The sequence below is a fragment of the Massilia sp. DWR3-1-1 genome (genome assembly GCF_049898325.1).
GTDB lineage: Bacteria > Pseudomonadota > Gammaproteobacteria > Burkholderiales > Burkholderiaceae_D > JAFCUW01.
Genome location: NZ_JAFCXL010000001.1, coordinates 116,195 through 129,302, shown reverse-complemented (window position 1 = coordinate 129,302; position 13,108 = coordinate 116,195). Strand labels below are relative to the sequence as shown.

10 protein-coding genes are annotated in these 13,108 nt (G+C 65.5%); 5 read left to right on the top strand and 5 right to left on the bottom strand.

The features are described from left to right. Nucleotides 1-263: 263 nt before the first annotated feature. Entirely contained in the window at nt 264-689 is a 426-nt protein-coding gene (locus ACP7EY_RS00590) for a GNAT family N-acetyltransferase (RefSeq protein WP_426189388.1), read from the top strand. A 14-nt stretch (nt 690-703) separates the two neighbouring features. On the opposite strand, the gene ACP7EY_RS00585 is transcribed toward ACP7EY_RS00590, so the two are convergent. From ACP7EY_RS00585 to ACP7EY_RS00575, 3 genes are all read right to left on the bottom strand, one after another. Further along, on the bottom strand, nt 704-2,089 hold the full coding sequence (locus tag ACP7EY_RS00585) for a YfcC family protein (protein ID WP_426189386.1): 1,386 nt from the start codon (nt 2,087-2,089) through the stop codon (nt 704-706). Nucleotides 2,090-2,117: 28 nt separating this feature from the next. Continuing rightward, a complete protein-coding gene (locus ACP7EY_RS00580) occupies nt 2,118-3,236 on the bottom strand; it encodes a succinylglutamate desuccinylase/aspartoacylase family protein (protein ID WP_426189384.1) in 1,119 nt (372 codons plus the stop codon). A gap of 220 nt (nt 3,237-3,456) precedes the next feature. Continuing rightward, nucleotides 3,457-3,897 carry a pentapeptide repeat-containing protein gene (locus ACP7EY_RS00575; protein WP_426189382.1) on the bottom strand — a complete coding sequence of 147 codons (441 nt, stop codon included), beginning with the start codon at nt 3,895-3,897 and terminating at the stop codon, nt 3,457-3,459. Here ACP7EY_RS00575 and ACP7EY_RS00570 point away from each other — a divergent pair. The 3 genes from ACP7EY_RS00570 to ACP7EY_RS00560 all read left to right on the top strand — a co-directional run bounded on the left by ACP7EY_RS00570 (nt 3,782) and on the right by ACP7EY_RS00560 (nt 7,393). Then, nucleotides 3,782-5,161: a cyanophycinase gene (locus ACP7EY_RS00570; protein ID WP_426189380.1), complete on the top strand. Its 1,380-nt coding sequence runs from the start codon at nt 3,782-3,784 to the stop codon at nt 5,159-5,161. The genes ACP7EY_RS00575 and ACP7EY_RS00570 overlap by 116 nt on opposite strands. Nucleotides 5,162-5,231: 70 nt before the next feature. Further along, nucleotides 5,232-6,644, top strand: coding sequence for a M64 family metallopeptidase (locus tag ACP7EY_RS00565; protein WP_426189378.1), 1,413 nt, complete (start codon nt 5,232-5,234; stop codon nt 6,642-6,644). Between the two features lie 266 nt (nt 6,645-6,910). Then, on the top strand, nt 6,911-7,393 hold the full coding sequence (locus ACP7EY_RS00560) for a hypothetical protein (RefSeq protein ID WP_426189376.1): 483 nt from the start codon (nt 6,911-6,913) through the stop codon (nt 7,391-7,393). A 91-nt stretch (nt 7,394-7,484) separates the two neighbouring features. Here the strand turns inward: ACP7EY_RS00560 and parC are convergent, their stop codons facing one another. Next, nucleotides 7,485-9,881 (bottom strand): DNA topoisomerase IV subunit A, encoded by a 2,397-nt coding sequence (parC, locus tag ACP7EY_RS00555; RefSeq protein ID WP_426189374.1) that lies wholly within the window; start codon nt 9,879-9,881, stop codon nt 7,485-7,487. Between the two features lie 53 nt (nt 9,882-9,934). Continuing rightward, complete coding sequence (locus ACP7EY_RS00550) at nt 9,935-11,932, bottom strand: DNA topoisomerase IV subunit B (RefSeq protein ID WP_426189372.1); 1,998 nt, start codon at nt 11,930-11,932, stop codon at nt 9,935-9,937. 333 nt (nt 11,933-12,265) lie between these two features. On the opposite strand from ACP7EY_RS00550, the gene ACP7EY_RS00545 reads away from it, so the two are divergent. Next, the gene (locus ACP7EY_RS00545) at nt 12,266-13,108 is read left to right on the top strand and encodes a response regulator (protein WP_426189370.1); all 843 of its coding nucleotides are present in this window, start codon (nt 12,266-12,268) and stop codon (nt 13,106-13,108) included.

Here is a 13,108-nt window from a genome sequence, read left to right as displayed (position 1 = left end):
AGGTGCCTGCTGAATGCGGTTTTGAAATGCGTGACGGCGGCGCGTGTGGTGCCGCATTCGCGCCGGAGTGGTTGCTGCCTTGCTCTAATTATAAACAAGCGGGGGCGTGGCAGGCCAGTTTTGGCCGTCGGCGCGCGCCGCTGGCGGGCGCGCCAGCCCCGGCGGTGGCAAAAAAATCGCGCAAAATCATTTGCTCGAGTCTGCTCTTCACGGCGGCAAACTCTGTAGAATTCAATTTTTGCAGTCTTACGGGATGGAAGCGTATGACCAGTTTGAAGATCAGCACCGACCGGACGGAACTCGACGTCCCCATGATTTACCGGTTTCTCAGCGAACAGTCGAGCTGGGCCGTGGGCATCCCGCGCAGGGTGGTCGAGCGGGCCATCGAAAACTCCCTGTGTTTCGGCGGCTATATCGACGGGCGCCAGGTGGCGTTTGCCCGCGTCGTCACCGACTTCGCCACCTTCGGGAACCTCGTCGACATGTTCGTGCTGCCCGAGTACCGCGGCCACGGATACGCCGCCGAGCTGCTCACCGCCGTCCTCGCCCACCCCAGCTTGCAGGGCCTGCGCCGCCTGACGCTGGCCACCAGCGGCGCGGCCGGCCTGTACGAAAAATTCGGCTTCGGCGCCCCCCAGCGCCCGGACACGCTGATGGAGCGCTATTTCCCGAATATTTATTTGTCTTGAGCGCGGTGCTCGCCTCACTGCCAGTGCATCAGCACGGGCGGCGCCAGTAGCGCCAGCGCCATCACCAGGTAAATAAGCTGCAGCGGCACCATCCAGCGCGCCCAGGTCAGCCAGGGAATCCGCGCCAGCGCCAGCACGCCCACCGTGATGCCCGAGGTGGGAATCATCGGCGTGCTCAATTCGCCCAGCTGGAACGCCAGCACGGCCGTTTGCCGGCTCACGCCCACCAGGTCCGCCAGCGGCGCCATGATGGGCATGGTGAGCGCGGCCTGACCCGTGCCCGAGTGGATGAAGAAATTGATCACCGACTGGATCACGAACATCTTCTGGGCGGCGATGATGGGTGAGGCCGACTGCACCAGCGGCGTGAGCGCGTGCAGCATGGTGTCGATGATGTGGGCGTCGCGCGCCAGGATCACCGTGCCCCGTGCCAGCGCGATCACCAGCGCGGTGGTGACCAGGTCGCGCGCCCCTTGCAGGAAGGCGGCCACGAAGGTGTCGGCATTGAGCCGGCCGACGATACCGATCAGGATCGCCATGGTCAGGAACAGCGCGCCGATTTCTTCGATATACCACTGGTAGCGCACCACCCCCAGCACCATCACGCCCAAACTGGCGGCGAACAGCGCCAGCACGGCGCCGTGGCGGCCGCTCATGGCGACCAGTTCGACGCCGCCGGGCACGCTTTCCTTGCGCTTTTCCTGGTCCAGCGCCCAGGTGGGGCTCGACTGGGGATGGCGCTTGATGCGGGCCGCGTACCACATCATGAACAGCACCGTCACGGCGGTGGCGACGGCCCACACGATCAGGCGGTAGCCCATGCCGGAAAACAGGGGGATGCCGGCGATGCCCTGGGCGACGCCCACATTGAAGGGGTTGATGAAGGCGGCGGCGAAGCCCACCTGCGAGCCGACGAAGGGAATCGAGACGCCGACGATCGAATCGTAGCCCAGCGCCAGCGCCAGCGGCACGAAGATGAGAATGAAGGGAATGGCTTCCTCGGCCATGCCGAAGGTGGCCCCGCCCAGCGAAAACAGGGTGATGAAGACGGGGATGACGGCGGCGCGCACCAGCGGCGAGCGGCTGTGGGCGCGCACCACGGCGCCGATCATGGCGTCGACGGCGGCGGTTTTTTGCAGCACGGCGAAGGCGCCGCCGACGATCAGCACGAAGCCGATGATCAGCGCCGCCTCGACGAAGCCCTTGATGGGCGCCATCATCAGCGCCACCGGGCCCTGCGGCTTGCTGGCGATGTAATGGAAGCTGGCCGGGTCGATCAGCTGGCGGCCATCGACCAGGTGGGTATCGTACTGGCCGCCCGGCACCAGCCAGGAGGCCAGGGCGATCATGGCCAGGATGGCGAACAACAAGATGAAGGTGTTGGGCAGGCGCAGGCGCATCGGTTTGGTCTTTACTGGCGAAGGGATTTTATTGGCTGAGGAGCTTGCCGGCGCGGAAGGCGGTGGCGCCGGCGATTTTGCCGATCGCCATGCCGCGCAGCAGGTGGCGGTGGGCGGTGCGGGCAAAAAACACCCCCGGCACGCTGGCGTGAACGGTGGTGGTGGCGCCGCTGACGGGATCGATCAGGTCGGCCACGGCGTCGCCCGCCGCCAGGCGCGCGCCCAGCGGCTGCAGGAACACCAGCACGCCCGCGTGCGGCGCCACCAGCGGCGCCACCCCTTCCAGCGGGGTCGGTGCGCACAGGGGCACGGGCAGCGGCGGGGGGGGCGCGGCGATCACGCCGCTGTGGGCGAGGAAGGCCAGCAGGGCGCTGGCGTCCTGTTGCGCCAGCGCGTAGCTGACATCCATCTCGCCGCGCAGCTCCACCGTGCTCGACAGGCAAGCCATGGGAATCGGCGTGGCCGGCCCGAAATACGCGGCCAGGTCCCACCACAGGCGGCTGCAGGCCTCGTCGAACGGTTCTTCACCCGCCTCCAGCGCCAGCAGCACCGCGTGCGCGCCCAACAGCGATGCCAGCGGGGCGATGGCGTCGGCCAGCGGCGTGCCCGTATAGATATGAATGACCGCTTCGTTGTCGCAGTGTAAGTCGAGGACGATATCAGCGTCGATGGCCAGGCCCAGCAGGATTTTTTTCAGCGACTCGGCATCCGTCGATGGCTGCCAGCTGGCCACCGACGCCCGCGCGTGTTCGCGCACCAGCGCCACATTGGCGCCTTCGTCGGCTCCCAGCTTGCCGGCCAGCGAAACTTTCAGGTCTCCGGCCACGTGCTTGTAGGCGCGGTTGAAGTTGGTGCCGGTCGACAGGTCGAAGCGGCCGAACGGCGCACCGTGGATCGCTTGCGCCAGGCCCAGCGGATTGGCGGCCGGCACCAGCACCACTTCGCCCACCAGGCTGCCGTCGGCTTCGGCCGCCAGCAGGGCAGTGCGCAAAAATTGCGACACCAGCATGCCGGGAATCTCATCGGCGTGCAGGGCCGCCTGGATATACACTTTCTTGCCACGGCCGGGCGTACCGAAGTGAAAACTGCTCAGTTGGAAGTTGCCGCCGCTCTCGGGCAGCGAAATGGGATGACGTTGTGCATGCATGGTGGGCGAGCCAAGGCAAATAGAAGGGATAGTGTGGCATACCTGTTACTCAGGCGACAACCCACATATTCTTCCTGGCGAACGAAACAGTTGTGACAGGGCAAATCTGCTATTGTCCTTGCGGTTAAGCTTCAGTTCAGCCTGTACCGGCGTAAACGAATGACAATGTGTATGATGGCAGAATAAGGCGATGACCCGCAGAGTGAGGCTCTGAACCCCGTCATGCGGGCCGGCGCGCAGCCCAGGCGCCGCAGCCCAGGACACCCGTGGTCCCTTTTTCGGCCTGCGCGCACATGCAGCGCGGCTGTGTACAGACGGGACCCGTCGGGTGAGCGAAGAAGCTCACCCTTTTTTTTGAAGGAAGCCCGATGTCGACAAGTTTGATCCGCCTTGCCGTTGCCCTGGGCGCCCTGGTCGGCGCTCTGGTGGGCATGCCGGCGGCGGCGGCCGTCGATCCGCTCGTGCCGGCGTCAGTCCCGGCGAAGGTGGCGCCCGAGAAGGTGGTGCCCGCTAAGGTTGTGCCTGAGAAGGTGGTGCCTGAGAAGGTGGTACCTGAGAAAGTGGCGCCCGTGATCGTGCCGGCCGTGCCATTGAGCGCCGCCGTGCAGGGCGAACCGCCGGCGCCAGGCGCGCCGGTGCCGCCGGCGCCGGCTGAAGGCATCTCGGCCGTGGTCACCATCTCCGGCAGCGGGGTGGGGGCCAAGAGCACCTCCCTGCCTTCCGGCAAGACCGTCCCCAACGGCCCCAAGGGCTCGCTGGTGATCGTCGGCGGCGCCCTGCGCTCCGACAATGCCACCGTCTGGGAGCGCATCGTGCGCCTGGCCGGCGGCGAGAGCGCCCGCATCGCCGTGTTCGCCTCCGCTTCGGCCAGCCCGGAAGCGACCGCCAAGTTCAACGTCGAGTTGCTCAACCAGTACGGCGCCGACGCCTTTTTCATTCCCGTCGCCGTGCGCCTGGCCGGCTCCGACTACCTGGCCGCGGCGGACGATCCGGAACTGGCGGCGGCCGTGCGCAAGGCGGGCGGCGTGTATTTTGCTGGCGGCGACCAGGCCCGCATCACGCGCTCGCTGCGCCGCCCCGACGGCAGCAATTCGCTGGTGCTCGATGCCATCTGGGACATGTACCGCAAGGGCGGCGTCATCGCCGGCTCGAGTGCCGGCGCGGCCATCATGAGCAGCACCATGTTCGACGAACCGCGCACCGTGCTGGGCACGCTCAAGCACGGCGTCGCCGAGGGTCACGAGATTTCCCCCGGCCTGGGCTTCATCGGCGACGACGTCTTCGTCGACCAGCACCTGCTGGTGCGGGGACGCTTCGCCCGCATGCTGCCGGCAATGCTCAAGAAGGGCTACAAGCTGGGCCTGGGCATCGATGAAAATACGGCGATGGTGGTGACCTCCAATCGCGACGTCGAAGTGATCGGCTACAAGGGCGCCCTGCTGATCGATCTGCACGAGGCCAGCACCGAGCCGGGCGCGTTCAACCTGTCGAACGCGCGCGTGAGCTACCTCGATGCGGGCGACCGTTTCAATATCGCCAGCGGCGAATTTTTTCCCGCCCAGGACAAGGCCGAAGGCAAGCTCGATCCCGCCAAGCCGTATTATCGGGAACCCCTGTTCGCCGCCGACATCCTGGGCAACACCACCGTGGTGGACCTGATGGGCAAACTGATCGACAGCGACCAGCCCGACGCCATCGGCATCACGCTGGGCAGCCCGCGCAGCGCGCAGCCGGACCTGGGCTTCGAGTTTCGCTTCAGCCGCGTCCGCGACAGCATCGGCTACATGTCGGCCGCCTCGGAAGCCTATTCGATCTACAACCTGCGCATGGACATCCGGCCGATCCAGATCCGCCTGCCCCTGTACCAGTACCAGAGCGAGCGCCCCAGCCTGAACACGCCGCCGCAGCTGCGCGGCAGCGAGTAAGTTCCAGGAGCGCGCAGGCCTGCTAGACTCGGGGCCTTGCGCCCCGCCGCGCCGTTTCCCCCTAGCCGCCATGTTCCGTTCCCATTTGTTTGCGCTGGCCGCCAGCGCGCTGCTGGCCGCCCCCGCCATCACCGTGGCTGCCGCACCGGCCACCATCCGCCTCGACTATCTCCACAGCGGCAACGCGCTCGCTGACAGCTACGCCATCGAACGCGTGCTGATCGAGCCCTTGCCGTGGCCGGGCGCACTGTCGCGCAATCTCGACGACACCGACCGCGGCACCCACCGCGTCGAAGTGGTCGACCCCGGCACCGGCCAGGTGCTGTACTCGCGGGGCTTTTCCACCATCTTCGGCGAATGGAAAAGCACGCAGGAGGCGCAAAAAACCAGCCGCGGCTTTCACGAGTCGGTGCGCTTTCCGGCCCAGGGCAAACCGGTCAGGGTGCGCATCCTGCAGCGCGATGAGCGCAGCCTGTTTTCCGTCGTGTGGAGCGTCGAGGTGGACGCCGACGCGCCCGAGGTCGTCAAGCAGCAGGAACCGGCGCCCGCGCCCGTGCTGCCCATCCACGTCAGCGGCGCGTCGGCCGACAAGGTCGATCTGCTGGTGATCGGCGACGGCTACACGGCGCAGGAGATGAAAAAATTCGAGGCCGACGCGCGCCGTCTGGCCGCGCACCTGTTCACGGTGTCGCCGTTCAAGGAGCGCGCGGCCGACTTCAATGTGTGGGCGATGGCGGTACCGACCGGGCAGTCGGGCGTGTCGCGGCCATCCACCGGCGTGCACCATGCGAGCCGGCTGGGCGCCCGCTACGACATCTTCGGCAGCGAGCGCTATGTGCTCACGCTCGACAACCGCGCCCTGCGCGACATCGCCCAGCACGCCCCCTACGAGTTCATCGAAATCCTGGTCAACAACGACACCTACGGCGGCGGCGGCATCTTCGGCCAGTTTTCCACCGCCGCCGCCAGCAACGACTGGGCCAACTACCTGTTCGTCCACGAATTCGGCCACCACTTCGCTGGTCTGGCCGACGAGTACTACACCTCGCCCGTGGCCTACCAGGCCGGCGCCGGCCGCCCCGAGCCATGGGAGCCGAACGTGACGGCCCTGGGCGATCCGGCAAAGCTGAAGTGGCGCCAGTTCGTCAAGCCGGGCACCGCCTTGCCGACGGCATGGCCGAAAGCCGACTACGAAACCGCCTCGCGCGCCTACCAGGCCAGGCGTGCCGCCCTGCGCGCCGCCAACCGGCCGGAGACGGACATGAGCGCCCTGTTCAAGGAAGACCTGGCCCGTTCGAACGCCCTGTTCGCCGGCGCCGCCCAGCGCCACACGGTGGGCGCGTTCGAAGGGGCGAACTACCAGGCCAGCGGCTATTTCAGGCCGCAGATGCAATGCATCATGTTCGACCGCAGCGAGGCATTTTGTGAAGTGTGTCAAAGCGCGATCGGCACCATCATCGACCTGTACGCCCCGCGGCCCTGAGGGGGGCTGTGGGCGCTGGCGAATAATTAAAAATCTTTACAGTTCCTGTCAACCATTGATTGAGGGCACCCGTTTATGGTGTAACAGCGGGGCCATGAAGTGTACGGTAGCGTACAGACCCTATTGTTATTACGTCATATTCTGGCTTCGTTCCTAGACGAAAGTTTAGATCGAGAATGAAAGAAGACGATAGGACTCACGCCTGGGAAGGCTTGGCCCGTAACGTCCCCAATAAGTCCTCTCCACTCATCATTAAAGGAATTACCATGAATAAAGTACTCGCTGCCCTGATCGCCGGTTTGTTCGCCACCTCCGTGTACGCCCAGACCCCGGCGCCAGTCGTCGCACCAGTGGCCACCAAGGCTGAAGTCAAAGCCGACAAGAAAATCGTGAAAGCTGAAGTCGCCGAAGCCAAGACCGACGCCAAAGCGGACGAAAAAGTGCAGAAAGCCGCTGTCAAAGCCACCGAAAAGAAAGCCAAAGCCAACGCTAAAGCTGCTGACAAAAAAGCGGACGCTGCTGCCGACGTCGCCAAGGCCGATCCAGAAGACAAAATGAAAGTCGCTGCCAAGTCGGAAGAAAAAATGGTCAAGGCCGACGTGAAAGCCGATAAAGTCGCTGCCAAGGCCGATTCCAAAGTAGAAAAAGTCGCTGCTGAAGCCAAGAAAGACAAAGCTGTTGCTCACGCAAAAACGACCGAAAAGAAAGCTGAAGCTGTCGCTGACGTGAAAAAAGACGCTGCCAAGTAATTCATTACCTGCAGACGTTAAAAGGGGGCTGGCACCGCAAGGTGCCAGCCCCCTTTTTTTATACGGCACCCGCTCGCGGGTGCCCCTTGTGTTAGTCGGTGGTGCGCATCGCCAGCGTCATCGCCTTGACCTTCTGCACCAGCGCCTTGCCTTTCCTGGCCCGCTTGCCGAAGTGGGGTTCCAGGCCGCTGGCGAACAGTTCGACCGTTCTTGGCTTGGCGCCCGCCCAGGTACCGATGACGTTGACGCCGCGCTGGTTGATCGGCTGCACCGCCAGCAGTTTTTCTTTCGGCTCGAGTTCCATCAGGATGACACCGCGCCCGCCATTGGTGAGCGACTTCATTTCATCCATGCCGAACACCAGCACGCGGCCCTTCTCCGACAGGCAGGCCAGCGCGCCGGCGTTGTCCGGCACCACGCGCGGCGCCAGCAGGGCCGCGCCGTCGTCGACGGTGATGAAGGCCTTGCCCCCTTTCAGGCGGCTGACCATGTCGCCCGCGCGGGTGACGAAACCGTAGCCGTTCGAGGTGGCCAGCACCAGCGCGGTCGCGGCGGGACCGGCAAAATAGTGGAGGATGCGGGCGCCGCCGGCCAGGTCGACCAGGGTGGTCACCGGCACACCGTCGCCGCGCGCGCCCGGCAGCGCCGCCACCGGCACCGAGTACACCTTGCCGTTGTCGCCGAAGGCGAGCAGGGTGTCAACGGTGCGGCATTCGAACGCGCTGTACATGGCGTCGCCCGCTTTGAAGGTGAACAGGGCGGCGTCGTGGCCGACGCCGGTGCGCGCGCGCACCCAGCCCTTCTCGGAGACGATCACCGTCACCGGCTCGTCGACGATTTTCTGTTCGGCGACGGCCTTCTGCGCTTCCTCGATCAGGGTGCGGCGCGGGTCGCCGAAGGTCTTGGCATCGAGCTCGATCTCGCGGATGATCAGGCGCTTCATGGTGGCCGGGTTGTCGAGGATATCGAGCAGACCCGCGCGTTCCTTGCGCAGCGCCGCCAGCTCCTGCTCGATCTTGATGGTTTCCAGGCGCGCCAGCTGGCGCAGGCGGATTTCGAGAATGTCGTCGGCCTGGCGCTCGGACAGGCGGAACTCGGCGATCAGCGCCTGCTTGGGCTCGTCCGCATTGCGGATGATGGCGATTACCTTGTCGATATTGAGCAGGACCGCTTCGCGCCCTTCGAGGATGTGGATGCGGTCGTCGACCTTGGCCAGCCTGAATACGGTGCGCCGGCGCAGCGTGATGAAACGGTACTCGACCCACTCCTGCAAAATGCTCGACAAGCCCTTCTGGCGGGGGCGGCCATCGATGCCGATCATCACCAGGTTGATCGAATTGGACGATTCGAGCGAGGTGTGCGCCAGCAGCATCAGCATGAATTCGGTCTGGTCCTGGTTTTTCGACTTGGGCTCGAACACCAGCCGCACGGCCGCCTCGCGGCCGGACTCGTCGCGGATGGCGTCGAGCGAGCCGAGCAGGGTCTGTTTCAGCGTGGTCTGCTCGGGCGAGAGGGCCTTCTTGCCCAGCTTGACCTTGGGATTGGTGAGTTCCTCGATTTCTTCGAGCACCTTTTGCGAGGACACCCCCGGCGGCAGTTCGGTGACCACCGCCTGCCACTGGCCGCGCGCCAGCTCTTCGATCTTCCAGCGTGCCCGTACTTTCATGCTGCCGCGGCCGTTCGCATACATGTCGGCGATCTGCGCGGGCGGGGTGATGATCTGGCCGCCGCCGGGGAAGTCCGGTCCGGGGATGATGGCCATCAGTTCGGCGTGGGTGATCTTCGGATTCTTGATCATCGCCACCGCCGCCTGCGCCACTTCCGCCAGATTGTGCGACGGGATTTCCGTGGCCAGGCCGACGGCGATGCCGGAGGCGCCATTGAGCAGCACCATCGGCAGGCGCGCCGGCAGGGTTTTCGGTTCCGTCGTCGAGCCGTCGTAGTTCGGTTGAAAGTCGACCGTGCCCTGGTCGATTTCATCCATGAGCAGCTTGGCGATGGGCGTCAGGCGCGCTTCCGTGTAGCGCATGGCGGCGGCGCCGTCGCCGTCGCGCGAGCCGAAATTGCCCTGGCCGTCGATCAGCGGATAGCGCAGCGAAAAATCCTGCGCCATCCGCACCAGCGCGTCGTACACCGACTGGTCGCCGTGCGGGTGCAGCTTGCCCAGCACGTCGCCCACCACGGCTGCCGATTTTCGCGGCTTTGCGGTGGGGCCCAGGCCCAGTTCATTCATGGCGAACAGGATGCGCCGCTGCACCGGCTTCTGGCCGTCGGTGACGTCGGGCAGGGCGCGTCCCTTGACGACCGAGACGGCGTAGTCGAGGTAGGCGCGCTCGGCGAAGGTGGACAGGGTGAGGGCGTCGTCGTCGCCGGGCGGCGCCGGCGGTGCCGGCGGCGTCGGTGGTGCTGGCGGCGCGGGCGGCTGGCCCGGCGCGGCAGGGTCGGCGGGGTCGAACAGGGTGGCTTGCAGGGACGATTGTGTGGACATAGGGGTGGGCAAATTCGTATTCGGTCGGGGAGGGCGCGGGCCCTCCCAAGTAATCAGATGTCGGCTTCGGTCTCGTTGCCGTGCTCTTCGATCCACGCGCGGCGGGCGGCGGCTTCGCCTTTGCCCATCAACATATTAAAGCGCGACGCGGCATCGGCCTGGCTGAAGTCGCCCAGCTTGACGGGCAGCAGGCGGCGGGTGTCCGGGTTCATGGTGGTTTCCCACAGCTGCTCGGCATTCATCTCGCCCAGGCCCTTGAAGCGCGAGATGCCCCAGGCGCCTTCCTTGACGCCGTCCTTGCGCAGCTTGTCCTCGATCGCCACCAGTTCGCCCGCGTCGAGCGCGTACATCTTCTGGATCGGCTTCTTGCCGCGCGCGGGCGCGTCGACGCGGAACAGGGGCGGGCGGGCGATGCAGATGTGGCCCTTGTCGAACAGGGCGGGGAAGTGCTTGAAGAACAGCGTGAGCAGCAGCACCTGGATGTGCGAGCCGTCGACGTCGGCGTCGGAGAGGATGCAGATTTTTCCGTAACGCAGGCTCGACAGGTCGGGCGAGTCGCCGTAGGCGTGCGGATCGACGCCGATGGCCACCGAGATATCGTGGATCTCGTTGTTGGCGAACAGGCGGTCACGGTCGGTTTCCCAGGAATTGAGCACCTTGCCGCGCAGGGGCAGGATGGCCTGGAATTCCTTGTCGCGGCCCATCTTGGCCGAGCCGCCGGCGGAGTCGCCCTCGACCAGGAAAATCTCGTTGCGGCTGATGTCGGAGGACTCGCAATCGGTCAGCTTGCCCGGCAAGACGGCCACGCCGGACGATTTTTTCTTTTCCACTTTTTGCAGCGAGCGCAGGCGCGACTGGGCCTGCTTGATGACCAGTTCGGCCAGCTTCTTGCCGTATTCGACGTGGTGATTGAGCCACACTTCCAGCGGCGGCTTGGAAAACGTCGACACCAGGCGCACCGCGTCGCGCGAGTTCAGGCGCTCCTTGATCTGGCCCTGGAACTGGGGATCGAGCACCTTCGCCGACAGCACGAACGAGACGCGCGCGAACACGTCTTCGGGCAGCAGCTTGACGCCCTTGGGCAGCAGCGAGTGCATCTCGACGAAGTTTTTTACCGCGCCGAACAGGCCGTCGCGCAGCCCCGATTCGTGGGTGCCGCCGTTGGGCGTGGGGATCAGGTTGACGTAGGATTCACGCACCACGCCGCCTTCTTCGGTCCACGCCACCACCCAGGCCGCGCCTTCGCCCTCGGCGAAGCCGTCGGTTTCGCCGTTGGCGTACTGGGCACCTTCAAACACGGGAATGAGGGTCTCGCCGTTCGACGTTTGCGCCAGCATTTCATTGAGGTAGCCGCGCAGGCCTTCGTCGTACTTCCAGGTTTGCACTTCGCCCGTTTTGGCGGTGGTGAGGGTGACCGTCACGCCGGGCAGCAGCACCGCTTTCGAGCGCAGCAGCCGTTGCAGCTCGGTCCTGGAGATGTCGGCCGAATCAAAATACTTCGGATTGGGCCAGGCGGTGACGCGGGTGCCCGATTTTTTGCCGTCGCGGGGCGCCGGGCGCGAACTCAAAGGCTCAATGACGTCGCCGTCGGCGAACACCAGGTGGTGCAGGCCGTTGCCGTCGGGTTCCTTCCTCCACACGGTGATTTCAAGGCGCGAGGACAGCGCGTTGGTGACCGACACGCCCACCCCGTGCAGGCCGCCCGAGAAGGCGTAGGCGCCGCCCGAACCCTTGTCGAATTTGCCGCCCGCGTGCAGGCGGGTGAACACGATTTCGACGGTGGGCACCAGTTCTTCCGGGTGCAGGCCGACGGGGATGCCGCGGCCGTCGTCTTCCACCGTGATCGAGCCGTCGACGTTGACGGTGACGGCGATGTGCGAGCAGTAGCCGCCCAGCGCTTCATCGGAGGCGTTATCGATCACCTCCTGGATGATGTGCAGGGGATTTTCCGTGCGCGTGTACATGCCTGGTCGCTGCTTGACGGGCTCGAGGCCCTTGAGGACGCGGATCGATGATTCGCTGTAGTCGGATACGGGTTTTTTGGTTGCCATTGCGATGTCGTGGTGTGATCGTTTGCGTGATCAAGCGGATGATGTTGGAATTGTTCGGGGCAGCATTGCCCGCGCATTCTAGCGCAAGTGCCGGATACTGGATATAAACACAGTAGTTTGCCCCTGCCTATTTTACCCATTTATGCGCCGTGTTTACAGGCGCAGGTGGGCGTTTTGGAAATAATGCTTCGTCAATCTTGTCGCGATGGTTGCGCCGTCGCCACACTTGGGCTGGGCTGGCGGGCAATAAATTGCTTGCCACCCTATGCGTTTGTCGCTAGATTCACTGCATCGGCCAGTCGGCCTGCCGCTTCCCCCATCGATTGCAGGATCATGCATTCTCCCAGCCACCCGCATGCCGTACGCTTGATCGGATTCGCGCCGGACGACAGCGCCGGCCTTGGCGCGACGCTGCTGCAGTCGAGCGCCGCCGGCCCCCACTATTACTGCCTGCTCGACGACAGCCTGCAAGAGCCCGACCTGTACGTCGTCAAGGGCGACGACGGCGCCGCCCTGGGACTGCTGGCGGGCTTGAATCCGGGCGAGGCGACGCCGGTGCTGCTGCTGGGGCCGGCCACGCCGCGGCTGCCGTTTGCCCGCCTCGACTGGCCGGCCGATCCGCTGCGCCTGCACCAGGCGCTGGCCGAACTGGTGGCGCGCCGTGCCCAGGCGCTGGCGCAGATGGCCGCGCGCGGCCAGTCTCCCGTGCGCATCGAGCGGCGCCGCACGCCCCGCATCGACATCGACCTGAGCGAAGGCGCCGCCGGCGCCGACCACCAGTACGTCAACCGGCGCCAGTCGCCGCCGTCGGGGGCGATCCTGATCGTCGACAAGGGCGGCGCCTTTCGTGACCATGTGGCCAAGGTGGTGGGTACGCGCCGCCTGCCCGTCGAATGGACCGACAGCGCCGGCGCCGCCGTGCGCCTGTGCGACGAGACGGCCGTGTCGCTGCTGATGATCAATACCTCGACGCCGCGCATCGATCCCTACCGCCTGTGCGCCGACGTCAAGGGTTTGCCTGGCGCGGCGCGCACGGCGGTGGTGTTCCTGCTGGCGCGCAATTATCCCTACGATGCGGGGCGCGCCCGCGCCGCCGGGGTGCGCGGTGTGCTCGACAAGCCGGTGGCGGACCGCCATTTGTATTCGGCCATCACCAAGCTGATGTCGCTGCCTTGA

Excerpts from the sequence above, each read along its gene's own strand:
- ACP7EY_RS00590 (WP_426189388.1), top strand. The coding sequence starts at position 264 with ATGACCAGTTTGAAGATCAGCACCGACCGGACGGAACTCGACGTCCCC.
- ACP7EY_RS00585 (WP_426189386.1), bottom strand. The coding sequence starts at position 2,089 with ATGCGCCTGCGCCTGCCCAACACCTTCATCTTGTTGTTCGCCATCCTG.
- ACP7EY_RS00580 (WP_426189384.1), bottom strand. The coding sequence starts at position 3,236 with ATGCATGCACAACGTCATCCCATTTCGCTGCCCGAGAGCGGCGGCAAC.
- ACP7EY_RS00575 (WP_426189382.1), bottom strand. The coding sequence starts at position 3,897 with ATGCCTTCAGCCGGCGCCGGCGGCACCGGCGCGCCTGGCGCCGGCGGT.
- ACP7EY_RS00565 (WP_426189378.1), top strand. The coding sequence starts at position 5,232 with ATGTTCCGTTCCCATTTGTTTGCGCTGGCCGCCAGCGCGCTGCTGGCC.
- ACP7EY_RS00560 (WP_426189376.1), top strand. The coding sequence starts at position 6,911 with ATGAATAAAGTACTCGCTGCCCTGATCGCCGGTTTGTTCGCCACCTCC.
- parC (WP_426189374.1), bottom strand. The coding sequence starts at position 9,881 with ATGTCCACACAATCGTCCCTGCAAGCCACCCTGTTCGACCCCGCCGAC.
- ACP7EY_RS00550 (WP_426189372.1), bottom strand. The coding sequence starts at position 11,932 with ATGGCAACCAAAAAACCCGTATCCGACTACAGCGAATCATCGATCCGC.
- ACP7EY_RS00545 (WP_426189370.1), top strand. The coding sequence starts at position 12,266 with ATGCATTCTCCCAGCCACCCGCATGCCGTACGCTTGATCGGATTCGCG.